At 54.7% G+C, this 26,947-nt stretch carries 25 protein-coding genes; 6 read left to right on the top strand and 19 right to left on the bottom strand.

Features of this window, described 5'->3' with window-relative positions; genetic code table 11:
- Positions 1-29: 29 nt before the first annotated feature.
- From GSF01_RS01405 to cymR, 10 genes are all read right to left on the bottom strand, one after another.
- Complete coding sequence (locus GSF01_RS01405; protein ID WP_159881220.1) at positions 30-341, bottom strand: DUF1292 domain-containing protein; 312 nt, start codon at positions 339-341, stop codon at positions 30-32.
- A 37-nt stretch (positions 342-378) separates the two neighbouring features.
- Positions 379-711 carry a DUF1292 domain-containing protein gene (locus tag GSF01_RS01400; protein ID WP_159881219.1) on the bottom strand — a complete coding sequence of 111 codons (333 nt, stop codon included), beginning with the start codon at positions 709-711 and terminating at the stop codon, positions 379-381.
- Positions 712-717: 6 nt separating this feature from the next.
- On the bottom strand, positions 718-1,140 hold the full coding sequence (gene ruvX / locus GSF01_RS01395; RefSeq protein ID WP_159881218.1) for a Holliday junction resolvase RuvX: 423 nt from the start codon (positions 1,138-1,140) through the stop codon (positions 718-720).
- Positions 1,141-1,162: 22 nt separating this feature from the next.
- Positions 1,163-1,426 carry an IreB family regulatory phosphoprotein gene (locus GSF01_RS01390; RefSeq protein ID WP_072329451.1) on the bottom strand — a complete coding sequence of 88 codons (264 nt, stop codon included), beginning with the start codon at positions 1,424-1,426 and terminating at the stop codon, positions 1,163-1,165.
- A gap of 90 nt (positions 1,427-1,516) precedes the next feature.
- Positions 1,517-4,138 (bottom strand): alanine--tRNA ligase, encoded by a 2,622-nt coding sequence (alaS, locus tag GSF01_RS01385; RefSeq protein WP_159881217.1) that lies wholly within the window; start codon positions 4,136-4,138, stop codon positions 1,517-1,519.
- A gap of 486 nt (positions 4,139-4,624) precedes the next feature.
- Positions 4,625-5,695: an AI-2E family transporter gene (locus tag GSF01_RS01380; RefSeq protein WP_159881216.1), complete on the bottom strand. Its 1,071-nt coding sequence runs from the start codon at positions 5,693-5,695 to the stop codon at positions 4,625-4,627.
- Positions 5,696-5,878: 183 nt separating this feature from the next.
- Entirely contained in the window at positions 5,879-6,076 is a 198-nt protein-coding gene (locus tag GSF01_RS01375; protein WP_159881304.1) for a hypothetical protein, read from the bottom strand.
- A 10-nt stretch (positions 6,077-6,086) separates the two neighbouring features.
- Positions 6,087-6,614: a PRC-barrel domain-containing protein gene (locus GSF01_RS01370; protein WP_235941204.1), complete on the bottom strand. Its 528-nt coding sequence runs from the start codon at positions 6,612-6,614 to the stop codon at positions 6,087-6,089.
- A gap of 66 nt (positions 6,615-6,680) precedes the next feature.
- Positions 6,681-7,832: a cysteine desulfurase family protein gene (locus GSF01_RS01365; RefSeq protein WP_159881214.1), complete on the bottom strand. Its 1,152-nt coding sequence runs from the start codon at positions 7,830-7,832 to the stop codon at positions 6,681-6,683.
- 83 nt (positions 7,833-7,915) lie between these two features.
- Complete coding sequence (gene cymR / locus GSF01_RS01360; protein ID WP_159881213.1) at positions 7,916-8,338, bottom strand: cysteine metabolism transcriptional regulator CymR; 423 nt, start codon at positions 8,336-8,338, stop codon at positions 7,916-7,918.
- Positions 8,339-8,504: 166 nt separating this feature from the next.
- Here cymR and mnmA point away from each other — a divergent pair, with 166 nt between their 5' ends.
- Complete coding sequence (gene mnmA, locus GSF01_RS01355; protein ID WP_159881212.1) at positions 8,505-9,590, top strand: tRNA 2-thiouridine(34) synthase MnmA; 1,086 nt, start codon at positions 8,505-8,507, stop codon at positions 9,588-9,590.
- A 180-nt stretch (positions 9,591-9,770) separates the two neighbouring features.
- On the opposite strand, the gene GSF01_RS01350 is transcribed toward mnmA, so the two are convergent.
- The 6 genes from GSF01_RS01350 to GSF01_RS01325 form a co-directional block, all read right to left on the bottom strand.
- On the bottom strand, positions 9,771-11,111 hold the full coding sequence (locus GSF01_RS01350; protein ID WP_159881211.1) for a TrkH family potassium uptake protein: 1,341 nt from the start codon (positions 11,109-11,111) through the stop codon (positions 9,771-9,773).
- A gap of 93 nt (positions 11,112-11,204) precedes the next feature.
- Complete coding sequence (locus GSF01_RS01345; protein WP_159881210.1) at positions 11,205-12,569, bottom strand: hemolysin family protein; 1,365 nt, start codon at positions 12,567-12,569, stop codon at positions 11,205-11,207.
- 238 nt (positions 12,570-12,807) lie between these two features.
- Positions 12,808-13,308 carry a PCYCGC motif-containing (lipo)protein gene (locus GSF01_RS01340; protein ID WP_159881209.1) on the bottom strand — a complete coding sequence of 167 codons (501 nt, stop codon included), beginning with the start codon at positions 13,306-13,308 and terminating at the stop codon, positions 12,808-12,810.
- Between the two features lie 48 nt (positions 13,309-13,356).
- Positions 13,357-14,622, bottom strand: coding sequence for a replication-associated recombination protein A (locus GSF01_RS01335; RefSeq protein WP_159881208.1), 1,266 nt, complete (start codon positions 14,620-14,622; stop codon positions 13,357-13,359).
- A 172-nt stretch (positions 14,623-14,794) separates the two neighbouring features.
- On the bottom strand, positions 14,795-15,805 hold the full coding sequence (locus GSF01_RS01330) for a phosphotransferase (protein WP_159881207.1): 1,011 nt from the start codon (positions 15,803-15,805) through the stop codon (positions 14,795-14,797).
- Positions 15,771-16,349, bottom strand: coding sequence for an RIO1 family regulatory kinase/ATPase (locus GSF01_RS01325; RefSeq protein WP_159881206.1), 579 nt, complete (start codon positions 16,347-16,349; stop codon positions 15,771-15,773). Before GSF01_RS01325 ends, GSF01_RS01330 begins: the two co-directional genes overlap by 35 nt.
- A gap of 366 nt (positions 16,350-16,715) precedes the next feature.
- Here GSF01_RS01325 and GSF01_RS01320 point away from each other — a divergent pair, with 366 nt between their 5' ends.
- From GSF01_RS01320 to GSF01_RS01310, 3 genes are read left to right on the top strand one after another with little or no spacing between them, the layout of a single operon-like run.
- Positions 16,716-17,870, top strand: a complete 1,155-nt coding sequence (locus tag GSF01_RS01320; RefSeq protein WP_159881205.1) for a glycosyltransferase — start codon at positions 16,716-16,718, stop codon at positions 17,868-17,870.
- A gap of 28 nt (positions 17,871-17,898) precedes the next feature.
- The gene (locus GSF01_RS01315) at positions 17,899-19,737 is read left to right on the top strand and encodes a CotS family spore coat protein (protein ID WP_159881204.1); all 1,839 of its coding nucleotides are present in this window, start codon (positions 17,899-17,901) and stop codon (positions 19,735-19,737) included.
- 20 nt (positions 19,738-19,757) lie between these two features.
- Complete coding sequence (locus GSF01_RS01310) at positions 19,758-20,903, top strand: glycosyltransferase family 4 protein (RefSeq protein ID WP_159881203.1); 1,146 nt, start codon at positions 19,758-19,760, stop codon at positions 20,901-20,903.
- Between the two features lie 291 nt (positions 20,904-21,194).
- Here GSF01_RS01310 and GSF01_RS29215 read toward each other — a convergent pair whose 3' ends face one another.
- On the bottom strand, positions 21,195-21,500 hold the full coding sequence (locus GSF01_RS29215) for a hypothetical protein (RefSeq protein ID WP_201305292.1): 306 nt from the start codon (positions 21,498-21,500) through the stop codon (positions 21,195-21,197).
- Positions 21,501-21,908: 408 nt separating this feature from the next.
- On the opposite strand from GSF01_RS29215, the gene GSF01_RS01300 reads away from it, so the two are divergent.
- Together GSF01_RS01300 and GSF01_RS01295 are read left to right on the top strand one after the other, a co-directional pair.
- Complete coding sequence (locus GSF01_RS01300; protein ID WP_159881202.1) at positions 21,909-23,225, top strand: UDP-glucose dehydrogenase family protein; 1,317 nt, start codon at positions 21,909-21,911, stop codon at positions 23,223-23,225.
- Positions 23,222-24,172 (top strand): NAD-dependent epimerase/dehydratase family protein, encoded by a 951-nt coding sequence (locus tag GSF01_RS01295; RefSeq protein ID WP_159881201.1) that lies wholly within the window; start codon positions 23,222-23,224, stop codon positions 24,170-24,172. Before GSF01_RS01300 ends, GSF01_RS01295 begins: the two co-directional genes overlap by 4 nt.
- A gap of 141 nt (positions 24,173-24,313) precedes the next feature.
- On the opposite strand, the gene GSF01_RS01290 is transcribed toward GSF01_RS01295, so the two are convergent.
- The gene (locus GSF01_RS01290; RefSeq protein ID WP_159881200.1) at positions 24,314-25,066 is read right to left on the bottom strand and encodes a tRNA threonylcarbamoyladenosine dehydratase; all 753 of its coding nucleotides are present in this window, start codon (positions 25,064-25,066) and stop codon (positions 24,314-24,316) included.
- A 31-nt stretch (positions 25,067-25,097) separates the two neighbouring features.
- Positions 25,098-26,885: an aspartate--tRNA ligase gene (aspS, locus tag GSF01_RS01285; RefSeq protein WP_159881199.1), complete on the bottom strand. Its 1,788-nt coding sequence runs from the start codon at positions 26,883-26,885 to the stop codon at positions 25,098-25,100.
- Positions 26,886-26,947: the final 62 nt, after the last annotated feature.

Below are 26,947 nucleotides of genomic sequence, written 5' to 3'. Positions count from 1 at the left end.
TCATAGGCTGTTCAAGATCAATTGCCGGCTTACAGGCTATCGTCCGGAGGGAATGTCCACTCGTCGAATAGCTCCGAGATATCTTCCCACTCGTCGTCATCCTCGATTGTCTCGAGCTCCAGCTCTCCATCGCCCTTGCGCGTGACGCGAAAAATTTCCGGTTCATCCTCTTTGCCCGGCTGTGCTTTCTCCAGCATGGCATAGCCACGCCCGTCCAGCACAAGCTCGGATACGATCTGATAAACGACGGATTCCTGCCGCTCGTCTACTAAAATAATATCATCTCCGTACGCATCCCGCAACTGGCGCGTCGGAGAAGCTTCCCCCGCAGGGTTCGACATGGCGTCCTCCTTCAGGTGAGGCGGAAGAGCCGAAGGGTTACTTCGACTCTTCTTCCTCTTCTTCATCCTCATTGAACTCATCCATCAGCGTGTTGAACGTTTCTTCCACGATGTTCCATTCTTCCTCGTCTTCGATCGTGTACAGCTGGAGATCATCCCCGTCTTCCTCGTAGCGGAAGGCGTACACTTCTTCGGACTCCTCGTCCGCATCGACCGGCACAACCATCATGTACTTCTTATCCGAGTCGTCCACCTCGAACTTCATGATCACTTCGAACTCTTCTTCGTTGCCTTCTTCATCCGGAATAAAAATAATTTCCGGTTCCTCTTCCAATTGGTCCTGAATGTCGTTGTTTTCCTTCTGGGACATGGTCCTTCACCTCTTTGACTTAGAATGGGCATCCATATAGTTTTGCAGGATCAGGGCTGCGGCCATCTTATCGACGACCAGCTTCCGCTTCTTGCGGCTGACATCCGCCTCAAGCAGCGTCCGCTGCGCCGAAACGGTAGTCAGCCTCTCATCCCACAGATGCACGGGCATCTGCAGCGCCTCGTGCAGATTCCGGGAGAACTCGATGCATAGTTCTCCGCGGGGGCCGATCGTGTTATTCATGTTCTTCGGCAGGCCGACGACAATTTCCGAGACTTCGTAGGCCCGGATGATGTCCTGCAGCCTGCCCAGATCGCGCTCCTCCGTCGTGCGCCGGATCACTTCCAAGCCCTGCGCCGTCCATCCGAGCTCATCGCTGACTGCGACGCCGATCGTTTTGTCCCCATAATCCAATCCCATCAAGCGCATAGCATGTTCCCCGTCTGTCAACTTATGACTTGTACTGCTTCAGGTACGAACGGACCAATTCCTCGATCAGCTCGTCCCTCTCCCGTTTGCGAATGATGCTTCGGGCGTTATCGTGACGCGGGATGTAGGCCGGATCGCCGGATAGCAAGTAACCGACGATCTGGTTAATCGGATTATACCCTTTTTCCTGCAGCGCGTCATATACCGCCAGAATGACTTCTTTGGGCGAGGTTTCGATCTCTTCCGCTTTGACGTTGAATTTCATCGTTTTATCCATTGAACTCATCTTGCGAAGCACCCCCTGCAATTCGATTTACACACATATTCGCCATCAGTCAACAAATTCCTGTTGACAGGCGAACATTTTACCCGAACATTATTTGGACAATATCCAGCCTTCGACGCCGGCAAGCGCTTCGGCCAGCTTCGAGGCGTCCTTGCCTCCCGCCTGGGCCATGTCCGGCCGCCCGCCGCCGCTTCCTCCGCAGGCCGTCGCAACTTCCTTGATCAGCTTCCCGGCATGATAGCCTTGGCTGACCAAATCCGGCGTCACCGCCGCGACCAGGTTGACCTTGCCTTCAGCCGCTGCGCCGAGCACGATAACGGCGGAGCCCAGCTTCTGCTTCATTTGATCCACGATGTTGCGAAGCGTCTCCATATCGCCTGCGCTGACTTCGGCCGCCAGCAAGGAGATACCGCCGACCGATTTGACCTGATCGGTCAAAGAGCCTGCTTCGACATGAGACAGCTTCGCCTTAAGCGATTCGTTCTCGCGAGAAAGCTCCTTGAGCTGGGCGAACAACCCTTCTACGCGCTTCGGTACATCCGGGATATTCGACTTCAGCAGTCCCGCTGCGTCCCGCAGCAGCTGCAGCTGATCGTCCAGATACTGATAAGCCCCTCTTCCGGTTGCCGCCTCGATCCGACGCACTCCGGAGCCGATCCCCGACTCGCTGATTATTTTGAACAAGCCGATTTGGCCGGTGCTTGCCACATGGCAGCCGCCGCACAGCTCCAGGCTGTAGTTACCGACCCGCACGACGCGGACGATGTCGCCGTATTTCTCGCCGAACAAAGCCATCGCTCCAAGGGCCTTTGCTTCCGCAATTGGCTTCAAGCTGATATCTACAACCAGATTGTTCCAGATTTGTTCGTTAACGCGGCGCTCGATGTCTTGAAGCTCCTCAGCCGATATGCCGCCGAAGTGCGAGAAGTCGAAGCGCAGACGGTCCGGCGCTACAAGCGAGCCCGCCTGGTTGACATGCTCGCCAAGAACATCTTTAAGCGCCTTGTGAAGCAAGTGGGTTGCCGTATGATTTTTGATAATATCCTCGCGCACATCCTGAGTGACGACAGCCTGGACGGTTTCCCCTTTGCGCAGCACGCCCGCTTCGACGCGCACCGTATGCACATGCTGGCCGTGCGGGGCCTTGCTGACGTCCTCGACCCTCAGCACCAGGTCTCCCGCGGTCATGCAGCCATGGTCGCTGACCTGGCCGCCGCTTTCCGCATAGAACGGCGTGCGGTCGAGAATCACCTGGCAGATTTCTCCGATGCCGACGAGATCCACGAATTGCTGCTCATGCACAATAGCAATGACATTAGCAGTTGTTACCAGTTCAGTATGTCCAACAAACTCGGTTTTAACCGTGTAATCGGCAAGGGGCCCGCCCTGAACCTTCATGCTGTCCGATTCCTGCCGGGCGGCGCGGGCGCGCTCCCGCTGCTCCTGCATCGCTGTATCGAAGCCTGCCCGGTCGACCGTCAAGCCTTGCTCGGCTGCAAAGTCCTCGGTCAGATCGAAAGGAAAGCCATACGTATCGTAGAGCTTGAATGCATCAGGCCCGCTGATGGCAGTTTCGCCAGCTTGACGCGCCTTTTCCGTCAACTCCGACAGGATCGCGAGACCGCCTCCCAGCGTTTCATGGAACCGCTCTTCCTCGGTACGGATAACCTTCTCGATAAATTCGCGTTTCTCCACAACCTCCGGATAGTAAACGCCCATAATATCGCCGACGATGCCTGTCAGCGTATACAGGAAGGGCTTGTCCAGCCCGATGACCTTGCCGTAACGAACGGCCCTGCGCAGCAGGCGGCGAATGACGTAGCCGCGGCCCTCATTGGAAGGCAGAACGCCGTCGCCTACGGAGAAGGCGACCGTACGGATATGGTCCGCGATCACCTTCAGCGCGACATCCGTCTCCGCATGCTGCTTGTAGGTGACGCCAGCCAACTCGGCGGTCTTCTGGATGATCGGCTGGAACAGGTCCGTATCGAAGTTCGAGTCCACGTCCTGCAGGATCGAAGCGAACCGCTCCAGGCCTGCCCCGGTATCGATGTTCTTGTTGGGCAGCGGCGTGTAGCTGCCGTCCTTATTATGGTTGAATTGCGAGAAGACGAGATTCCACACCTCGAGAAAACGCTCATTCTCGCCTCCCGGCCAGCATTCCGGATCGTTCAGATCGCCATACTTCTCTCCGCGGTCGTAGAAAATTTCCGTACACGGTCCGCATGGGCCTTCGCCGATATCCCAGAAGTTTTCATCCAGCCTGTAGATGCGCTCCTCCGGAATCCCGATTTTTTTGTTCCACAGCTCAAATGCCTCGGTATCTTCCGGATATACGGTGACCGAAAGCCGTTCCGGGTCGAAGCCGATCCATTCCTTGCCCGTCAGAAACTCCCAGGCCCAGGTAATTGTTTCTTCCTTGAAGTAATCGCCGATCGAGAAGTTTCCGAGCATTTCGAAAAAAGTATGGTGACGCCGGGTCTTCCCTACATTCTCGATGTCGTTGGTGCGGATACATTTCTGCGAATTGGCGATGCGCGGATTCTCAGGCACGACGCGGCCGTCGAAATACGCCTTGAGCGGGGCCATGCCGGCATTAATCCAAAGCAGCGACGGGTCGTTGTGCGGGACTAATGGAGAGCTCGGCTCAATCTTATGTCCCTTGCTTTCAAAAAAGGCTAACCACTTGGCGCGAATTTCACTGGCTTTCATTTGCTAATAACCCCCCTTAATTGGTATGAAACGGAAAACGACAAAAAAACGCCCCTGAAAGCAGGGACGAATAAATCGCGGTACCACCCTGGTTATTGTGCGCACACCCTTGGAGAGCCGCCTGGGCGCCTCTACCGGTGACACAATCTCCTCTAGCCGGACAGTAACGGGTCCGGGACCGGCGGCGTTTATCCGCACTCCGAAATGAGCTTTCGGTCATCCTTCATCAGGAAGGCTCTCGCAGCGGAGCAGTCTGGCGACATGCCGGCGGCCAACCTGTAGCGTACCGACGTGCCTGAGCCAGCCCCCAAGCCCTCTCTCTGGCTAATGGACTATGACCTACTTGATTTCTTCAACGCTTTTTGACTATAGTCAATGGAAGCTATACCGACAAATTATACCGCTCTCCGGCGTGGACTGTCAACTGAGAGGACTGAAAGGACTGACAGCTTAAGCCCGCCCTGGCATCTCTCACGCTATACAGCGCTATACCGTCCGCCGATGCACCAAATACAGAAACAAATGCTGCACGATCACCTTCATTACGGCAAAAAACGGTACAGCCAAAATAAGTCCCGCCACCCCGGCGACCTCGCCTCCGACGAGCAGCGCGAAAATAATGAACAAGGGGTGCATGTTCAAGGATCTGCCCACGACCTGCGGGGAAATCACATTTCCCTCCAGAATTTGACACACCGTGTTGACCAGGATGACCAGCAGCACCATCTTGATCGAGATCGTAGAGGCTACGATCAGGGCCGGCGCGGCTCCGAGGAACGGCCCCAGATACGGAATGATGTTGAATATTGCCACGATGCTGGCGAGCAGCAGCGCATAAGGCATGCCGATGGCCCAGTACCCGATATAGGCCAACAAGCCGATGATGAGGCAGACGGTAAATTGCCCGCGAATGTAATTGCCGAGCGCCGTGTCGATATCCATCAGCAAGGAAACAATTTCTTTGCGATGCGTCTTCGGCACGATGGCAAGCGTCGTTTTCTCCAGCAGATGAAAGTCCTTCAGCATATAAAAGGAGACAAACGGAATAATGAACACCATGAAAAGCGTATTGATCGTGTTGCCGATGCCGTGGATATAATCCGCGATGCCTGCCGAGATGCCCGCCTCCAGCTTCGACAACGACTGGTTGATTCCAATCCGCACGCTATCCGGCAGAAACTGCAGTCCGTTCAGATTATCTACCAGGCTCTGAGCCTTGATCGAGACATCCGGCATACGCTCGTTCAGCTCTGACAGCTGTCTTACGAACATCGGGATGACGTTCATCAGAATCACGGTCATGGACATGATGAACATCGCATAGATCAACAGGACGGCGATCGTACGGGGCACTCTGCGCGCTCCCAGCAGCGAAACTACCGGATTCAGCACGTAAGATATGATGAGGGCTATGATGAACGGAGTAAGGATTTCCCGCAGGAATACGTATACCCCCGAGATCATCGGCCGAAGCTGCATCAGCAGCAACAGGATCGCCAGCCCGACCAGTACATATATCATTCCTAGCAGCAAGCGGTTTTTGGGTATCTTCTCCATGGGTTTCCCCTCCTGGCGCCGCTTGGGCAGCGGCGGGTTTCCACATAAGACAGTATATGTACAACCTCTGGATCTTAACCCATGGTTTTGCCGCACAACCCGGAAGCAGGCAAAAAACGCCGCCTTGGCAGCGGCGGGCGCTGAACGAGGCGGCGTTTCATATTTATTCTGTCCGTTCGCATGTTAGTTAGCGTGTACTTCCGGCATTTCCTCTTCGAAGAAAAGATCATCAAGCGAGCTAAGCGTACCATCTTCCTCTACTTGAAATACGGACATTTTTTCACCGTTCACCGTCAGTTCGATAAAGCAGCCCCAGCAATAAAACTGGTGCGAGCCGATTTTGCCAATATCTTTCGAGTTGCAATTTGGACAACGTAACATCGGTATCACCCTATTCTTCTTTTGGTACGAAGATTTCCTCCAACGCCTCGCTTGCGTGAACGGGAACAATCAAGGCATCCTCGCCGACTTTGACGGACTCCGGCATGGGCAACCACTTGCGCCCTTCTTTGAGATCTGAAATGAAACCCTCGGTTACTTCATAACCTATTACTTTCCTACCCGATTCCCCATCCAAATAAACATCATCGACCACCCCGAGTTGGTGCCCGTTGACGGTTAGTAAAGGCAATCCTTTGATGCGGCGGCTGCCGCCGAGCAGCAATCTCCATGACCCAGCAGCGTCTAGAGGCCCGATAAGCTCCTCCTGCTTGATCGTCACGGCATCGTCGCCGACTGCTACTACACTGTCCCATCCGACGCCTGTCGCATCCTGGAACCAGTATCCATCACTGAGTACGAAAGCTTGAACCTGCCACTCGTCGTCGAGCAGTACATCTTTGATAACGCCTACTTGCTTGCCGGTCTGTACGCCTATCACAGGTAGTCCGATTACATCTCGCGTTCGCTTCAACAACATTCTCTCCATTTCCGGATTTGAGCCAAAACCGGGAACGTCACCGCAGCTTGCAGCGCAACAAAAAACCTAGATTTTATTACGCAAGCGCGCCGCGACGGTTTCAATTATTTCAGCGGTGCGGATCATCTGATCTTCGTCATTGCCCGCCCCGAAACTGAATCGGATAGCGGAGCCCGCCCTCTCCTCGGACAACCCCATGGCACGGAGGACATGAGAGACCTCGAGCGAGCCTGACGTACAGGCCGATCCGCTGGCCGCTGCAACTCCGGCAAGATCCAGATTCATCAGCATTGTCTCGGTAGAAATACCCGGAAAGCTGATGTTCAGGATGTGGGGCAGGCGTTCGCACGGATGTCCGTTCAGGAGGAAAGCTTCCTTTCCTAGCCGCCGCTCCAGCTCATGAACCAATTTACTACGTAGTCTTTCCACTTTCTCCCTGTATTCATACCTGTTGCGATCAAAAAGCTCCACCGCCTTGGCAAACCCTGCAATGGCCGGAACATTCTCCGTGCCAGGACGGCGCTTGCGCTCCTGCGAACCGCCGTAGCCCTGCGGGATAAATCGCGTATTACGGGCTATATACAACGCGCCGATCCCCTTGGGACCATAAAGCTTATGCGCGGAAAAGCTCATCAGATCGACTGGCAGCTCCGAAAGCCGCAGCGGCTCATACGCGAGCGTTTGCACCGCATCCACATGGAAAACGATGCCCCGATCGCGAGCGAAGCAGCCGATCTCTTCGATCGGCTGCAGCGTACCAACCTCGTTATTGCCATGCATCACGCTGATCAATATCGTATCCGGCCTCACGGCCTCTTGAACATCCACAAGGGACACTTGCCCGTACTCATCGACCGGGACATAGGTAACCTCGAAGCCCAGTCTGCTCAGCCGCTCGCAAGCATGCAAAACGGCGTGATGCTCCACCCGGGTGGTTACGATATGAGAGCCGCGGCTGCGTCCCGCTTCGGCCGCACCGAACAACGCGAGGTTGTCGCTCTCCGTACCCCCGGACGTGAAAATAAGCTCGGAGGACGAGCTGCCGATGAAGCTGGCGATTCGGTCCCGAGCATCGTTTAACGCGAGCTTCGCTCCGCGTCCGGCTGAGTGCGTACTCGACGCATTGCCGAAGCTGCCGGTCCAATAAGGCAGCATAGCCTCTACAACTTCCGGGTGAACCGGGGTCGTAGCGGCATGATCCAAGTAAATCGTGTCCAATTGAATTCACCACAATTCGTTCCGCATATATTTCAAACCGGTAGAGAAAGTGGCAAGCCTTACAGGAGTAAGGCCTGCCCGGACTAGATATAAAACATGTAGCTGTCGCTCTGACTGCCTTCATCTCTGAAAGTAATCAAATCATGCAAAGAGGTCGAATCCAGCACCTCTGCAATGCCATCACGAATGCGAATCCACAAATGTCGCTTCGCCGGATCGTCTTCTTCCGTAAAATCAACGGGACTGATCGGCCCTTCCAATACCCGAATCACATCGCCTGCAGAAATATCCTCGGGGTTCTTCGACAGTATATAACCCCCGTAGGCGCCGCGAATGCTCTTGACTAACCCTGCGTTACGCAGCGGGGCAACCAATTGCTCTAAGTAATGTTCGGATAACTGATGCTTCTCCGCGATGCTTTTCAGTGAGGTGGGGCCTTCTCCGAAACGAGTCGCTAGCTCCATCATGATGGTTAGTCCGTAGCGGCCTTTAGTAGAAATTTTCAAGTCGAGCACCTCATTTACATATCATACATTTTCGTATCTTTTCTATGGTAACATAAAACCGTTTCCTGTGGGAGACTAACCTGGGCATAATATTGAAAATATTTTATCTTCGCAGCAATTCGATGTATAATAACAACCATGTCATCAAGCAAAGCGAGGGAATGCTATGAGTAAACCACGTATCGTCCTTGGGATGTCCGGGGGGGTCGATTCCTCCGTATCAGCGCTCCTGTTGAAGGAGCAGGGTTACGAGGTCATAGGCGTATTTATGAAAAACTGGGATGATACCGATGAATTCGGCCACTGCACAGCAGAGGAAGATGCCGAAGACGTTCGCCGCGTTTGCGATCAAATCGGTATTCCTTATTATACGGTAAATTTTGAGAAACCATACATGGATAAGGTATTCGCCTATTTTCTCGACGAATACCGCAAGGGGCGCACTCCCAATCCCGATGTCATGTGCAACCGCGAGATCAAGTTCGGCGAGTTTTTGAACAAAGCGCTTGAACTGGGAGCCGACTATATCGCTACCGGGCATTATGCCCGCGTTGACCAACAGGATGGCAAGTTTCGTCTGCTTCGCGGAGTGGACGCCGGGAAGGATCAAACCTACTTCCTCCACGCGCTCAACCAGTACCAGCTGTCCAAAGCGATGTTCCCGATCGGCCATCTGCCGAAGCCGGAGGTTCGCGCTATCGCGGAGAAGGCGGGACTGGCGACCGCCAAGAAAAAGGACAGCACAGGCGTCTGCTTTATCGGCGAACGGAACTTTAAGGAGTTTCTCAGCGGCTACCTGCCGGCCAAGCCCGGCGATATGAAAACGCTGGACGGGGAAGTGAAGGGCCGGCATGACGGACTGATGTACTACACGCTCGGTCAGCGCCAAGGACTCGGCATCGGCGGCTCCGGCAGCGGAGAGCCTTGGTTTGTAGCCGGTAAGGACTTGCAAAATAACGTCTTGTATGTCGTCCAGGGGGAGAAGCACCCGGAATTGTACTCCACGGGCCTGCTGGCCTCCGAGCTGAACTGGATCGCTGGCGACGCTCCGAAGGAAGCTTACGCCTGTACAGCCAAGTTCCGTTACCGCCAGCCCGACCAAGGAGTAACCGTCCACTTTGGCTCGGACGGAGCGTGTGAGGTAATCTTCGATCAACCGCAAAAGGCGATCACGCCTGGACAATCCGTAGTTTTCTACGACGGGGATGTTTGTCTCGGCGGAGCCGTTATTGATACCATGCTTCGCGCCTAATTTAGAAAAACCAAAAAAACCGTCAGGATTGAACGGCATCTCCCATGTGTCAGATCGTGTCTAACAATGGAGCGCCCTTCAAAATCCGACGGTTTTTTACGTTATTTCCCGGGCTATAATTCCGGGCTTCGGGCAGCTATGCGCTTGAACATCAGCATAAGCTGGATTTCGTACGGGCTATCATCCAATCGTCAGCTTGCCTTCGGGATACCGAAACGGATCCTTCTTCGGATTCGGCTGAAGCGCGTAAGCAAGCGTCACAATCCCCACCCGGCCGATAAACATCATAATAACAATGATCGCCTTGCCAGCGGTCCCCAGCTCCGAGGTTAGGCCTCCGCTAAGCCCCACGGTCCCGAAGGCGGACACCGCTTCGAAGAGAATAATGATAAAATCCTGCTGCTGCACCGTGGAGAGCGCCATCGTCGAGGCTACGACGCAAAACAAGCCGATGAAGCAAAAGGTAGTCGCCTTGTAAATATCGCTTTTGGCGATGCGATGGCGAAACAGCACGACATCCTCTTTGCCCCTGATCATCGCGAGCAAAGCCCCGACCAGAATAACGAAGGTCGTCAGCTTGATTCCGCCGCCGGTCGAGTTGGGGGCGGCACCGATAAACATCATGATGATCATCAGAAACAGGGTGGCCGAACGAAGCTGGCTAATATCCAGCGTGTTAACGCCCGCCGAGCGGAGACTGATGGATTGGAACAACGAAGCGAGCAGCTTGCCGTCCCAACCGAGCTGACCAAGCGATCTGGAATTGGTAAATTCAAAAATAAAAATGAGCAGCGCCGCGACCAGCGTCAGCACGGCCGTTGCCGACAGCACCACTTTACTGTGCAGGGAAAGCTTCCGGGAACGGCGGTAATCCACCAGCTCGGCAAGCACGATAAACCCTATGCTGCCCAGCAAGATCAGCAGCATGGAGATCATGTTGATCCCCCAGTCATCCACATAAGGCGTCAAACTCCTATATCCGCCCAGTAGCTCGAAGCCCGCGTTATTAAATATGGAGATCGCATGGAAAACGCCATAGTAAGCGGCTTGGGGCAGAGGCATCTCGAAGGACCAGCGATACGTAAAGTATAGGGCAGCTACGCCCTCGATCGTCGCCGAGTAGAGCAATACCTTCAAGATCAGGCGCACAACTCCTTCGATACCCGACAAGTTCAGCGATTCCTTGAGAATGATCCGGTCGCGCAGCGAGATGCGCTTGCGAAGCGCTATGGCAAACCAGGTCACCGTCGTCATGAAGCCCAGTCCGCCCAGCTGGATCAGTCCCAGAATCACCAGTTGTCCGAACGTTGTATAATAGGTGCCGGTATCCGCGATGACAAGCCCGGTCACGCAGGTGGCGGACGTCGCCGTGAATAGCGCATCGATGAATGGCGTATGCTTGCCGCTCTGTGCTGCAGCCGGAAGTGACAGCAGCAGGGTGCCTGCCGCGATAATTAACGCAAAACCGATCGCGAAGACGCGCGGAGGCGTCAGCTTGAAACCTTTGAATAAACGGGACAATTCTTACCCAACTCCCTGCTCTCATACGAATGTTAGAGCAAGTATACCATGTCTCGGGCAATTTCGTTACTGGGCAGGGGGATAGCGCCTCGCCTACCGCGACGACTCCCTGTTTACGCCGGGCATGGACCGGGCAATGATGATCCTTGTTATCCGCAGATGATCGATCTCCTCAATCGTGAAGGTCCACTCCTCTCCCCACCTCACCTGCTGCTGACTGGCGGGAGGCATCTCCACCTGCGAATAGATCCAGCCCCCGATCGTGTCATAATCGTCGGTCTCAATCGACAAACCGAAGAAGGAATTGACTTCTTCAATCAGCAGCCGGCCGTCTATTGAATGAGCCCATTCATTTCTTCGTTCGATCTGAGGGCGTTCTTCGTCAAATTCATCCTGAATTTCGCCAACGATCTCCTCGATGATGTCTTCGAAAGTAACCAGCCCGCTCGTACCCCCGAACTCATCGATGAGCAGCACCATCTGGGTCTTTCTCTTCTGCATCAGCTTCAGCAAGGCACTGATCTGCATCGATTCCGGCACCTTCAGGATCGGACGCACAATCTCCTGCATATCGCCTTCTCCATCCGATAGCTTGAGCAGATCCTTGATGTGCACAAACCCAATGATATTGTCCTTATCCGGCTTGCATAGCGGGTAACGCGTATGCATCTCGCTGATGGCCAGCAGCTTGTTGTCCTCATAAGATCTTTGCGCATACAAGCAAACCATTTCCGTTCTCGGTATCATAATCTCCCTGGCATTCGTCTCCGCGAACTCGAATATATTGTCAACCAGCGTCATCTCCGTATTCGCGATAAATCCCCGCCGGTTGCTTTCCTTCATCAGGGAGCGAATCTCATCCTCGGTATGGGCCGTCTCCCTCTCCTCCGCCGGTTCAATCCCGGCCAGCCTCAGCAGCGCATTCGACACGGCGTTGGAGAGTTTCAACAGCGGGTAGAGCAAACGCCCCAGCCACATCGCGGGGCCGGCAAACAGCCAGGCGATGCGTTCCTTTCTGCGTAGAGCGTAAGCCCGCGGCAGCTGCTCGCCCAGCGTCAGCTGCAGCAGCGTCAGCGCCGCAAACCCGGCTGCGGCGGCTACGGCGTGCGCTGCTTCCTCCGATAGCCCGAGCGGACGTAACGACGGCCCGAGCAGCACCGTCAAGCCGGAAGCCCCGAGCCATCCGAGACCCAGCGTCGCCAGGGTGATGCCGGCCTTGATGGCTCCTGCATACAGCTCCGGCCCGCGCCGCGGGGCCTCGCCAGCCAAGTGCGGCTGCCCGTCACCCCTTAACGGCTTGCGGGCCCATGGTGTGCCTTCCGCCGTCACGGCCTTCATTCCCTCGCCGGAAGAAGCCCTGGCAAGCGCATACTCAGCGGCAGCGAGCAGCCCGTTTAATCCAATCAACAGGACAACCAACACGATGCATACCCAGAAGGATAACGGATCGCCGTTCAAGCCCCATACCCACCTTCCTCACCCTGGATGTCTGGAAGTCCGGTCCGGACCTCCGATATTAAGATTCTATTAATACCTTATACATCCGGAGTTTGGCCTAGAACGGTAATCGGTGAAGCTACAGCCACGAAGAGCGTCATTCACGTTGACAGAAAAGAACAGCACAAAGAGACGCTGGCCTTCAGCCCGCGCCCTTTGTGCAATGCCCAAAATCCTCTTGTACCTGCGGCTCTCATCCCTATGTCGGCATAGGGGTTGGGGTTGGCTTGGCGTAGCCCTGCTTGTACGTCTGATCGATCGTCTGACGTATTTCACGGAGCGACTTGCCGTCCTGTGTCAGCTTGATCGACTTCACCGCGATTTGGAGGCAGACGCCGCACCGCGTGCCATGGTCATCCCACACGACCGAGCCGCCCGGCTTAACCTCCTGGATGAAGCAATTCATATTGCTCTGATGACCGACACTATCCCCGCAGCCGCAGTAGCAGGGCATCCACTTGAGGATTTCCGTTGCCTGACCGGCCGCTTGGTATACCAGACGGATCTCTTCCGACTGCTTGTCCAGAAACTTCGGCAGTACGGTAGCGGAAGCCGTCGTTTCCTGGATGTCGCCGCTGCCCTGATGCTGCTCATGTCCGGCATGCGAGGTGGCGGCTTCCGGCTTCGGCGCACATGCCGTTGCGATGGATGCAAGCAGCACAAGCGCCAGCAGCGGCTTCATTCGTTTTAACTGTTTCATTCGCTTCCCCATGAGATACATGAGCTCCAGTCACACTCCGTCTTCGGCTTATTTGGAACGCTTATCATGATACTTCGTAAATATTTTCCCCTCGACTCCGGCATTCTGAGGGATGTAGAACCTCGTATGCTTCAGCTCATTCGGCAGATACTGAATGACGGCGCCCGGATTGTCGATCGGATTGACATAGGTTTTGGTGCCGTCTCTTATCTGCGCAGGCACCTCGTAGGCCCGATGATCGCGGACCGTTTGCAATGCGGCGTTGATTCCTTTATATACGCTGTTGGACTTCGGACTTTCGCACACATACACAACGGCTTGGGCCAGCGGCAATCTCCCCTCCGGCATGCCGACGAACTGGATCGCTTCCTTCGCCGCCACCGCCACTTGAAGAGCATTCGGGTTCGCCATCCCCACATCCTCGCAGCTATGGACGATGACGCGGCGCACGATGTACATCGGATCGACCCCGCTGTCCAGCAAACGGGCCAGCCAGTACAGCGCCCCGTCGGTGTGGCCGCCCCGCATGCTTTTGCATAGCGCCGAGGTCAGGTTGTACATATCGTTCGTGCTGATCGTATTAATTCTTGTCGCGTAGGCCTCTTGAACGGCCGGAAGCTCGACGACGTCCGAATCGAATGTCGAGAAGACGGCAGCCTCCAGCGCGTTGAGCGCGTTTCGCAAGTCCCCGTTGCATATATCCGCGAGATAGGCCAGCGCATCCGGAGCAATCGTCACCTTCAGCTTGCCAAGCCCGCGTTCCGTATCCGAAAGCGCCTGCAGCAAGGCCGACCGGATCTCCTGATCGGTGAGCGGCTGCAGCTGAAATACCCGGCAGCGCGATACAAGCGGAGGGATGATATCGTGCTGGATGCTCTCCGTTGTACAGCCGATCAGGGTGATCGTACCGTTCTCGACGACGGGCAGCAGCGACTCCTGGATGTTGCTCTTCATCGCGTGTATCTCATCGATAAATACGAGGGTACGCTTGTTGTACAGCTTCTTCATATCCTTCGCCTTCTCGAACGTGTCGCGGAGCAGCGCGATCGACAGCGATACGGCGTTCAGCTTGATGAATTCAGCGTCGCTGAGATGGCTGATGATCGTGGCAAGCGTCGTCTTGCCGCTCGACGGCGGCCCCTGCAGGATCATCGAGGGCACCTTGTCCGCCTCGATCAGATGGCGCAGTGTCTTGCCTTTGCCGACCAGATGGGTTTGACCGATATATTCGTCCAGATTCCGCGGTCTCATCCGCTCGGCAAGCGGCATGTACTCTTCCGCAGAGGACTGCTGATTATAATCGAATAAGTCCACGTGTATCTACCTTCTTCATCATGTAATCTAGTTGTATTGTAGCACATAACACACAGAGGAATCTAAATGTTGCCCCTGCGCGGCCCGCGGGGATTTAACGATTTGTGCGCTTGCCGGGCCCGCCTCCGCATCTGTATGCGCATGCCGCAGGGGAGTTCTCCTGGCAGAACTGCTATCCGGCATCCTCCTCGTCCCCGTTCCTGGCAGCTCCCTGCTTCCCGCTCGTTAAGTCATGCAGCCGCTGGCCGCCGTCGTCCAGAAGCCAGCGGATCAACGGCATCTGCTTCCTATAGTGTCTGCGCCATTTATCCCGCGGATTGTCGGAATACGCGGCATGACATAAGAAAAACAATGCGGTTTTGGCTACTGCGACCGGCAATATATTCGCTTCCGCATCGGTTAACGGACCATATCCCTTAAGGAAGTCCTCGTCGAACGATCTGGCATATGCAGGAAGCAGCATATAGATAACCCACAAGGCATAGGCGACATCATGAATACGATAGCCCTGCTCGACGAAATCAAAATCCAGCACACACACAACCTCGTCATCGGCATAGCCTTGATTCCAGAAGTGCCAGTCTCCGTGAAGGATAGAACGCTCAAGCCCCGCTTCTGCGGAAGCGATAAGCTGCAAGATCTTCTCGCTGAGCTGCCGGGCATCGGCGAGCTGATGCTCCGGGATGCCCGATACCGTCTCCAGCGTGCTCAGCGCGTTCGTGAAATAATCATTTCCGCGGTTGAAGGACCATTCCGGCTTCGGAGCGACCGGCATCGTCTGCAGGGCATCATGAAATTCCCGAAGCTTGCGCCCGCTGGCCAATACCTGGCCTTGCCTGTTTTGAAACAGTCCCATTTCCACAAAACGCGTAACCTGAATCAGCTTCCCCATACAAAGAATAAAAGAGTCGCCTTCTATGGAGAGCAGCGGAAGCACTACAGGCACTCCCGCTTCCCGGGCAGCGATAAGCACCTTATGAAGACATCTCAAATGCTCGGCCGTATTGGAGCTATTTAATACACGAACGACGAACTCTCCTTCACTCGTTTGCAATTTGATATTTACGTTATAGGCCCCCCCGATGGGGCCGTCGATATGTCGGATGCTGCCCAAACGAAAACGTTGACAAATAAAGTCCAAAATGAACTCATCGTTCAGACTGAACGATCCCGAGACGCCCATACCGTTCGCTCCTCTTCAAAAAATAATTGTGCCAATCTCTGAGCAGCTCAGGATCCATCTCTTTCACATAATCAACGAACCGGTCCAACTGCCGGAGTCGTTCGAGCTCTTTGAACAAGTATCGGGGCACATCGCTTGTCTTCACATAGGCATGGACCAAATCAATAATTTTGGCCCCCCCCTCTTCGGGAATCAGGATATGAAATAAAGCGATGTCGCATCTCGTGAATTCGAGCCGTTTCATCTCGCGAAGCACTCCGATGAGCATTCCCGCTTCCTGCCGAGTCATCACTTTTTTCCGTTTCAAGCGCCGATACATGGTTTCTCCCTGGACATATTCCATAATCAAATAATCCGGCCCCGCCTCGTACAGCCTGGGGATCAGCTTGGAATGCTGAGCGCGAAAATAAGCCTCTCGTTCTTGACGAGCATGGCCCCGATCCCTATATATTTTGATGCACCGTTCAGGTGAAATTCGATACACCACGCCTTGCTTGCCTCGTCCGATTAACACGGCATCGTGCGAGAACTGTTGCTTGTTCAAGTGCGCCCACCACCAGAATTAGAGTTGTACTCCACTATATTCGACATCCTTCTATAAATACTGGGACGAAGGCGCATTTCATATTATTTTGCGGTAAATCCGCATGTGCACTATCAACGGAATTTCCAAAGACATATGCATAGGAAGAGGTACAGCATATCCGAATTTGGAGGTGAAGAAATGTTGAACAATAAACGAGTTTCCCCCAATCGGCCAGCGCACCCGAAAAAAAGAAAAGCTGTACCCCGCCGTTTTAAAAGACCTAAAGCTCCATCTATCTCGGTTCCTTTCCCCTTTTCGGCAATAGCCGAGCCACCGTTGCCTGCGGGGTCCCCCGCTTCCAGCGACGTGCGCAGTCCCCCCTCCTTGCCCCGGATCCTTATGGTCATCGATCAATTTAATATAGGAGGCACGGAAACCTACACCCTCACGCTGACCAGAGAGCTGATGAAAAGAGGCTTCACCGTCTTGGCAGCCGGCAAAAAGGGAAAGCTGCTTGACAGCTTTCTAGGTCTTGGCTGCCCGTGCTTCGAAATCGATTTTGTCCTTGATAATTTCAAGGAAAATTTACCCGAGCGACGCTTGAACACAGAGATGCTTCAATCGATTATCTTAACCCAAGGCATAGATCTTGTGCATGCGCACCAGATTCCTTCCGGTGGTGTCGCATTTGCAGCTGCAACTGAATTGAGGGTTCCTGTGGTTTTTACGGTGCACGGCACCTATTACGACCGCGAATTCCTTCACTCCATTAAAGAAGCAACACTCACCAGCGTCAGCCCCTCCATCCAGCTTATGCTCCAGAGCCGTGGCGGTCATCATTCGTTTCTTGTCCCTAACGGCATTGATCCGCTGGAATTTTCCCCTGTTAACTCCGCTTATCGAGCTTACCTGAGACAGAAGCTGGGAATCCCCCCAGCCTCTCCGGTCGTAATGTATGCCGGGCGATTATCGTGGGAGAAAGCGGACATCTGCTCGGAGATCATTCATACCGTATCTGCGATGCGCCGGAGCGGGCATCCCGACCTGCAATGTCTCATCGCAGGTGGAGGACATCAGGAGGAGCATGTGTTCAAGCTCGCCTCACTGAAACAGGCGGGAGCGAAAAAGCCATTTATCCATTATGTCGGAGAGGTTCTGAATATGAAATCGTACTATGCCGTCAGCGATTGCATTATCGGCACAGGGAGGATCGCGCTGGAGGCGATGGCATGTGAACGACCGATAATCGCGGTCGGGAGCAAGAGCTTTTTCGGTGTAGTCAAGCCGGACAATTACGAACATGCCTGGAAAAGCTGGTTCGGCGACCATGACGGCAGTCGTAAATTGTCTCGAAGTCAACTGGCGGAGCATCTGCAGAAAGCGCTCGATATCGATAAAGAGCATCCGCACAAATACGTGCAGAGCGGGAAAAAATGGGTAACCTCCATGTTTCCCGTCGCCAAAACGACAGCGAAGATGATCGAGGTGTATTCGCAAGCGTTGAAGGTCAGCCCTGCAGCGAAGCGTACGGAGGCTTAAAATAAGCGGTTTGGATGGAGTGGTGTCGGTGGAAAAGTATCAAATCGGGCCGTGGGATCACCTTACGGATACCCTGCCCCCAGGCATTGTCCTGGAACAGTATGTCCCCCCCGAGCTTGAGGAATTGGCAAGAGAGGTAAGTGCGCAGTACGACATGCAAGTGTACGATATGACGCTGATCACATCGAAGCCCGATAAGGGCGGCGCCATATGGAAAATCAACACCAATCACGGCCCCCGCAGCCTTAAGGTGCTGCACCGCGGGCCTGCGCGCAGTTTGTTCAGTATCGGCGCACAGGATTACTTGGTTAAGCAGGGGGCGCGCGTTCCCGCACTTATCGCGAATCTGGATGGCCAGCAATATGTCGAAGCAGGCGGCAAGCTATGGATCGTGACCGAATGGATAGAACCGCTTTCTCCCGTATCGAAGATTGATTTGGAAGGAGCCGCCGCCCTATGCAAGGGTCTTGGCGAGTTCCATAAAAAATCTCAAGGCTATGAGCCTCCCTTCGGGGCCGCCAGCTCATCCCGGCTGTACCGCTGGCCCAAGTATTATGAAAAGATTATTGCGAAGATCGGATGGTTCCGCGATATTTGCCTGGCCTATAATGAATATCCGGCAAGCGCGTCGCTGCTCTCCGTCATTGATCAGTTTGAGCAGCAGGCCCGCGATATTTTCGATCGGTTTAAGCAATCGCCTTACTACCGGATGACCGCTATGGGAGAACCCTATTTTGGGCTTGCCCACCAAGACTACGGATGGTCCAATGGACAAATGGGGCCGGATGGCATCTGGGTCATCGACTTGGACGGCGTCTCCTATGACCTGCCTATCCGCGACCTCCGCAAGCTGATGACAAGTACTATGGACGATATGGGCAACTGGGATATTACCTGGCTTCGCGGGATGATTGCCGCTTATCACGAAGGCAATCCGCTTGATCGGGAAACCTATGAGATTCTATGGCTGGATATGGCGTTTCCCAATGAATTCTACAAGCACATTAAAGAAATTGTCTTTGAGCCCTCCCTGTTTCTTCAAACGGAACTGGAGGGCATCCTTCAGCGCGTAATCACCGGAGAAGCGACCAAGTGGCAGGTACTGCATGAGCTTGAGCTTGATAAAGAGAACTACGCTCCCGGCAACTACTCGGAGCTTGTCGAGACGAAGCCGTCCTGGATGGAACGGGTGCTCGACTCCGGCAAGCTGGCGATGCCCGGACTGTTCGCCGCCGTGCCGGAGGAACAGTCGGCGCAGATCCCATCCGAGATGTACCCCGTATATTCGGAGGGAGGAGAAGCTCTCACTCCCGAGACCGTTGCGGAAAGCTCTCTCATCGCCGCACCCCTTGCCGCAGAAGGCTGGCAAGCTCAGCTTCCGGACCAAGAGCGCATAAGTGCGGGCGAAGCCCGGAGCGAGCCTGTCCAACAGCTTGCCGGCTTGCCGCAGGAGCTGCCCGCCCAGCCGCCAGCCGAAACTCCAATCGTTGTGCCGCTGCCCTCTATTGCCGCTCCTGCGCCGGCGCGCGCTGCAAGAAGACGCCGCAAGAGAACTATCCGTATCACAAAGCCGCAGCTTGCCAAATCAAGCAGGCGGCGCAGTAAACCCAATAGGAAAAAGAAAATCAGCGCCAAACGGACTACGAGTCCTCAACTAAACCGAAAGACGAAAGTTACGAAAATCATCAAGCGTACTGCCCGTGTTATACGCCCTGGCAGGAAATCCGGCTCGGCAGCAAAGCATCCGGTCAAAGCGATGTCCGGGCGCGCTGGACAGACGAAGGGCGCCGCACGTATCCTTCCGAAAAGTGCAGCCCGGCCGAAGACAGACGCCGGTAAGACTAAGCAGCGCAAGCGGACAGCTTGACGAAAGGAGGAAGAGGCAAGTTGAACGTATTGATGATTTGTACAGAAAAACTGCCTGTCCCCAATATTCGCGGCGGCGCTATTCAAACCTATATTTGCGGCGTAGCCGGCTTCCTGGCAGGGAAGCATAACCTGACGATTCTCGGGAGAGACGACCCCGACCTGCCTCAGGACGAAACGTCAGGAGGCATACGTTATGTCAGAGTGCCCTCTGGGAGCACACTCGACATTTACGCCAAGGGCGTGCTGGAATTCGTCGGCCTCTACGGGTCTCAGTACGATATCATTCATATATTTAACCGGCCTAGGCTGGTAATGCCAGTACGAGCGTTAGTGCCCCATGCGCGGATTATTTTAAGCATGCACAACGATATGTTTAATCCCGAAAAAATCGAGCCGGGCGAAGCGATCGCCGCCATCTCGCAGACAGAGCGAATCATTACGATCAGTAATTATATCGGAGATGAAATTGCCTACTACTATCCTGAGGCTGAAGGCAGAACCAAAACCATTTACTCCGGCGTCGATTTGTCCCGCTTCGCGCCTTGGTTCCAGTCACAAGCCGCCCAGCAAGACCGCGCGGCACTTCGAGCCGAGCACGGACTCAGCGATAAAAAGATCATATTATTCGTCGGCCGGCTGTCTCGTAATAAGGGACCGCACGTGCTCGTGAAAGCGATGAATCAGATCCATCACTCGGATGCGGTGTTAGTTGTCGTCGGCGGGGCTTGGTATAGCGATCATACGGTTAGCGATTATATCGCATACGTCCGAGCGCTTGCGCTAAAATCTCCCATCCCCGTCCTGACGACGGGTTATGTGGACGCTCATCAGGTGCATCGCTGGTTCACGGCGGCTGATATCTTCGTCTGTACCTCTATATGGCAAGAGCCTCTGGCCCGCGTTCATTATGAGGCGATGGCTGCCGGGCTTCCATTCTTGACGACGGCCCGTGGGGGAAACCCTGAGATTGTCACGAGCAGCAACGGCCTCCTAGTCACAGACCCCGAAAATCCATCCGAATACGCAGAGAAGCTGAATCAGCTCTTGTCCCATCCTGAGCTCTGTCGGCGAATGGGAGAACACGGCCGGCGACTCGCGGAAGAACGATTCACCTGGCAGCGCGTAGCCGAGGATATTATGTCGGTGTGGGAACGGCGGGCATAATGCCCGTCGTCGCTCCTATTGGGTGATGAAACACCACCTCTTTGCGGCGGCTTCATTCATGAGAATCAGGGCTTGACGAGGAGCTACCCTACACTCCCCGTCAAGCCTTGCATGCGGATTTTTCTCTGCGACTCGATAACCCGGCGAGGCGTACAGGCACATCTAGGCATGTCCCACCGGATTAATGCCCGAACCTAGTCTCGCCGTTATTTCAAGTGCCGTGAATAGGACTGCCAAGGAAGGGGCTGCCTCAAAAGTAGACTAGCTATTTCGAGACAACCCTATCTGTACTCAGCTTTCTTCTTCGTCGTCTTCCTCTTCATCTTCTTCCTCTTCTTCGTCGTCGTCGTCGTCCTCTTCTTCCTCTTCTTCCTCTTCTTCTTCCTCTTCATCTACAAGGTCAAAGTTCTGCTTGGAGCCGTCCTCATACTCGATCTCGACTTCAACAACCTGATCCCAATTCACTTCATCCCACAGAGCCGTCAGGTTTTCTTCCAGATCATAGTCTACCGTCTCTCCGTTTGCATATTCCACCTGTACCTCAACAGCCACGAGATCGCCTTGCAGCCAGCCCTTTACTTGATCAACTTTAGACAATTCAATCATTCCTCTCAGTTTTCGTATCGAAACCTGCTCAGAAGTTTCCCTGTATTCTATGAGCCGCCAATTATATGGTGTAGGCTGCTTACAGCGTGGATAAGCGGATATTTCCTACAGACCCTGCAAGCTTCATTATGAAAATTAACTCATATACAGCACACATTTTCGCCCCTTTCTGGTAAACGCCCTTCCGGCTTTATTTTTTTTTCATAAATTTATAGTAAATACAATAAGACAAGGAGAACATGCTATGAAAGGACTCATCCTATGCGCCGGCAATGGCAACAGACTCACACCCTTTTCCAAAACTTCCCCAAATGAGCTGCTTACAATTGCCAATAAGCTAATTCATTCGATTTACAGTCCCCTTTCGATTAGCATGCCCGATTCAAGAGGAGAATCTCTATGAATATATTGATTATGGGTACGGGGTACGTAGGGGTGACAACCGGACTCTTATTTGCAGAACTCGGGCATCAAGTCACCGGCTTAGATCCGGACCGGGAGAAAGTGAATACCCTTTCCGAAGGTCTTCTCACCTTTTACGAGCCCGGACTGGATCGCATTCTATGGAAACACGTCCGAGCGGGTTCCATCCGGTTCACCACTGATGCTTCAGCAGCCATCCGCGATCACTCCATCATCTTCATCTGCGTGGGGACCCCATCCCGCGAGGATGGAAGCGCCGATCTGCGATATATGGGACAAGCGGCCACCCAGATCGGCCAGCACACGAAAGAATATAAGCTTGTCGTTATGAAAAGTACAGTGCCTGTCGGCACTTGCGAGCAATTGACGCATATCATTCGCGAGGCCCAGCCCGCTCCGATTTCATTTGACGTCGTCTCTAATCCTGAATTTTTACGTGAAGGCAACGCCTGGCATGATGCGCTACATCCGGATCGTATCGTGATCGGTGCCCTGCATGCTTCGGCGGCCGTTCAGGTTCGGCAATTATACGACCCGCTCGATTCTCCGGTACTTGTTACGACGCCTCGAACCGCTGAGTTAATGAAATATGCGGCAAATGCATTTTTGGCCACAAAAATATCTTTTATCAACGAAATTTCCCGCTTATGCGAAGTAATCGACGTTCCGGTGACCGAGGTATCGGCAGCGCTAGGGATGGATCACCGGATCGGCCCGCATTTTCTGAACGCCGGTCTCGGTTACGGAGGCTCTTGTTTTCCCAAAGATATTCAGGCGCTTCTGCACATCGCCGCCGGGCATGACTTGACTCTGGGTATTCTCGAACAGGCCGACCATGTGAATCGGACGCAAATCCCCCACCTGCTGCGCACCTGGGAGCAGGCCATCGGCTCGTTCCACGGAAAAACCATTGCGGTACTGGGGCTTTCGTTCAAGCCGGATACCGATGATCTACGGGAGGCTCCCGCACTAAAGCTGATCTCCTTACTAGCAGCAAGAGAGACTGCCATTCGCGTTCACGACCCGGTCGCCACGCTGCCTTCGACGCTGCGCTCCTCGCAAATTCAGCAATTCGGCTCGATCGAGGAGACGCTGGCCCAGTGCGATGCCGTCATTCTATGCTCCGAGTGGCCGACATATAAGGAGGCGGATTGGGCGAGGCTCCACAGTCTTATGAGAGACCATTATTGCTTTGACGGGCGAAACATGCTTGACGGCAATCGCATGGCCGCCCTCGGCTTCCATTATTATGGCGTGGGGATCGTGCAGTCACGGGAAGGACGAATGCTATGAGAATCTTAGTAACCGGCGCAGCGGGCTTCATCGGCTCCCATCTTTGCGAGAGGCTGCTGCAAGACCCGCATCATGAAGTTATCGGACTCGATGCCCTCGTGCCTTCTGCCTCGCCTGTATCGGTAAGAGAACAGAATCTGGCGGGCTTGCTTGGACATCCGAGATTTCAGTTTCTTAAGCAGGACCTGCTGGAAATCGACTGGTCCGCCATACTGCCTCAAGTTGATGCCGTTTATCATTTGGCCGGGATTCCAGGCGTACGCTCAAGCTGGGGCACCGACTTTCAGACCTACGTGTCCCATAATATCCTGGCAACCCAGAGGCTGCTGGAGGGATGTCGCCGGTTCCCCGTATCCAAATTTATCTACGCCTCTACTTCTTCCGTCTATGGCGAGCAAGCGGGGGCGGTTCGCGAGGATGCCGTTACGCGTCCGCTGTCTCCGTATGGAGTCAGCAAGCTGACCGGCGAGCATTTATGCAAGGTGTACACGCACAACGACGGACTTCCGGTTGTGATCCTCCGATTTTTTACCGTATATGGTCCGAGACAGCGTACCGACATGGCGTTCCACCGGTTTATCCGGCAGCTGCTTCATCAGGAGCCCATCACGATATACGGCGATGGCACACAGAGTCGCGATTTTACATTTGTACGGGATTGCGTACATGCGATAGCATCCGTCCTCGATGCCCCTGATGTGATCGGCGAGACCATCAACATCGGCGGCAAAGAGCGGGCCACGGTCCTGGAAAGCCTCGCACTCCTGGAAGAGCTCCTCGAGGTCCAGGGAAATGTTCAGTTTATAGGTAAAATTTACGGTGAACCCAAGCAAACATGGGCAGATATCCGCAAAGCGCAGAGGCTGCTGAGCTACGAGCCGCAAACGACGCTCCGCGAAGGTCTGGCTCTGGAATGCGCAAACTTGCGGCAGCTTTACAACCTCTAGACCCATACTAGTCCGCCGAGCCCCCGTTACCCTCCTGAAAAGGCCCTCCGGTTCTGTTCTAACCGGAGGGCCTCTTTGTTACAAAAAAAACACGGCATCCGCCCCTAAGGAGCAAATGCCGTGTTGAAAGACAGTCTGTATTTACTTGATTCCGGCCTTGGCGAGCAAGTCGCGGACCGCCACGCTGACCATGATCAGCCCGGCGACAGGAGGAACAAAAGCATTGCTGGCCGGAGGCTGCTGCGCTTTGCGGATCTCCGGCGCGTTCTCCGGTACGATCTTCTGGGTGACATCCTCGCGGGGCTTGATCGGCTCCTCGGTCGAGAAGACGACCTTAACCCCCTTATGGATGCCCTCCTTGCGCAGCTTGTGACGGATGACGCGGGCCAGAGGATCGACCGTTGTTTTGGAAATATCCGCAACCTGGAATCGGGTCGGATCCATCTTGTTAGCCGCACCCATGCTGGAGATCAGCGGGATTTTACGCCGGCGGCATTCCTTGATCAGGTGAATCTTATAGCTGATCGTATCCGAAGCATCAAGCACGTAGTCGAGCGGATACTCGAACAGCTGCTCATACGTCTCCTCGGTATAAAACATGCGCAGCGCGATGGCGTCGCATTCCGGGTTGATCAGCTTGATGCGTTCCTTCATCAGCTCCGCCTTCGGCTGGCCGACGGTCGTTGTGAGCGCATGGACCTGGCGGTTCACGTTCGTGATGTCCACCACATCCTTGTCGATCATCACGATCCGGCCTACTCCGGTACGGGCCAACGCTTCAGCCGCAATCCCGCCGACGCCCCCGATACCGAGAACGGCAACCGTACTGTTCTTCATGACTTCCAGACCTTCGGGACCTATAGCCAGCTCCGTGCGTGAAAATTGATGCAGCACCAAAGATTCGCTCCTTTCCGCTTACCGTAGTCTAGGCCTTCGCGACCGGCGGCTTCTTCGCCACCCGGATGGACAGCTGCTCCAGCTGATTGTCCTCCACTTCGGCCGGCGCATTCATCAGCAGATCGGTTGCGCTCGCCGTTTTCGGGAATGCAATCGTCTCCCGCAGGTTCGTGCGGCCCGTAAGCAGCATAACCAGACGGTCGAAGCCGAATGCGATCCCGCCATGCGGAGGGGTACCGTATTCGAAAGCGTCCAGCAGATAGCCGAACTTATCATAGGCAGCTTCATTGGAGAAGCCGAGTGCCGCGAACATTTTCTCTTGCACCTCGCGCTTGTAGATCCGCATCGAACCCCCGCCGACCTCGTAGCCGTTCAGCACCAGGTCATACGCTTGCGCGCGAATTTGTCCGGGATCGGTATCGAAGAAGTGCACATCCTCTTCCTTCGGACGCGTGAACGGATGGTGCTCGGCTACGTAACGCTTCGCTTCGTCGTCATAGCTAAGCAGCGGGAAGTCCACGACCCAAGCGAACTTAAATTTGCTCTCGTCGATCAGGCCAAGCTGCTTGCCGATCTTCAGACGCAGATTGCCAAGCACGTCAGCCACGATCTTCTTGTTGTCTGCCGAGAACAGCAGCAGGTCGCCCTCCTCGGCTTCCAGACGCTCCTTCAGCAGCTCCAGCTCGGATTCGTTAAAGAACTTGACGATCGGCCCCTTCAGCTCGCCGTCCTTGTACGTGATCCACGCCAAACCTTTCGCGCCGTAACGCGAGGCGAACGAACCAAGATCGTCGATCTCCTTGCGGCTCCAGACGCCGCAGCCTTTGGCGTTCAGCGCCTTTACCTGGCCGCCGCCGGCGACCACCTTGTTAAACACCTGGACGCCGGAGTTCGAGACGATGTCCGAAACGTCCTTCAGCTCGAGACCAAAGCGCAGATCCGGCTTATCGGAGCCGTATTTGCCCATCGCATCGGCATAGCTGATCCGCTCGAATGGAGTCGGGATCTCAACGCCTACCGTTTCGCGGAACAACCGGGCCGCAAGCTGCTCCATCAGATCCAGCAGCTGATCCTGAGACAGGAACGAGGTCTCGATGTCCACCTGGGTAAATTCCGGTTGGCGATCGGCGCGCAGGTCCTCGTCGCGGAAGCAGCGGGCGATCTGGTAGTAGCGCTCCAGGCCGCTGACCATAAGTAGTTGCTTGTAGATTTGCGGCGACTGCGGCAGCGCGAAAAATTCGCCTGGATGCACCCGGCTAGGCACCAAATAATCGCGTGCGCCTTCCGGCGAGCTCTTGGTCAGGATCGGCGTCTCTACCTCGATAAAGCCGTTTTCGTCGAGATAGTCACGGAAGACTTTGGCGGCTTTGGAACGAAGCTGCAGCGTGCGCTGCATCTCCGGACGGCGCAGGTCGAGATACCGGTACTTCAGGCGCAGCGATTCGTCGATTTCGATGCCGTCTTCGATGAAGAACGGCGGGTTTTTCGCCGGATTGAGCACCTCGATCTCGGTGATGCGAACTTCAATATCCCCGGTCGGGATGTTCGGGTTGACCGTCTCGGCATCGCGTTCGACGATCGTTCCGCGCACAGCAAGGACGTATTCGTTACGAGCACGATCCGCGATACCGTGGGCGTCTCCGGAAAACTCCGGATTGAATACGATTTGCACGATTCCGCTGCGGTCGCGCAGGTCGATAAAAAGCACTCCGCCCAAGTCGCGGCGACGCTGTACCCAGCCGTTCAGCGTTACGGTTTGTCCTACGCCCGCTTTGCTTAGCGTGCCGCAGTCATGTGTTTTCAACAATTGTGTCATGATAGAATGTTACCTCCAGATTAGAAGTGGGATGAATCTAGATACTCGTTGTTGAATCGATG

The sequence above is a fragment of the Paenibacillus puerhi genome (assembly GCF_009846885.1).
GTDB classification, from domain to species: Bacteria; Bacillota; Bacilli; order Paenibacillales; family NBRC-103111; genus Paenibacillus_G; species Paenibacillus_G puerhi.
This window is presented reverse-complemented; position numbering and strand designations above follow the sequence as displayed.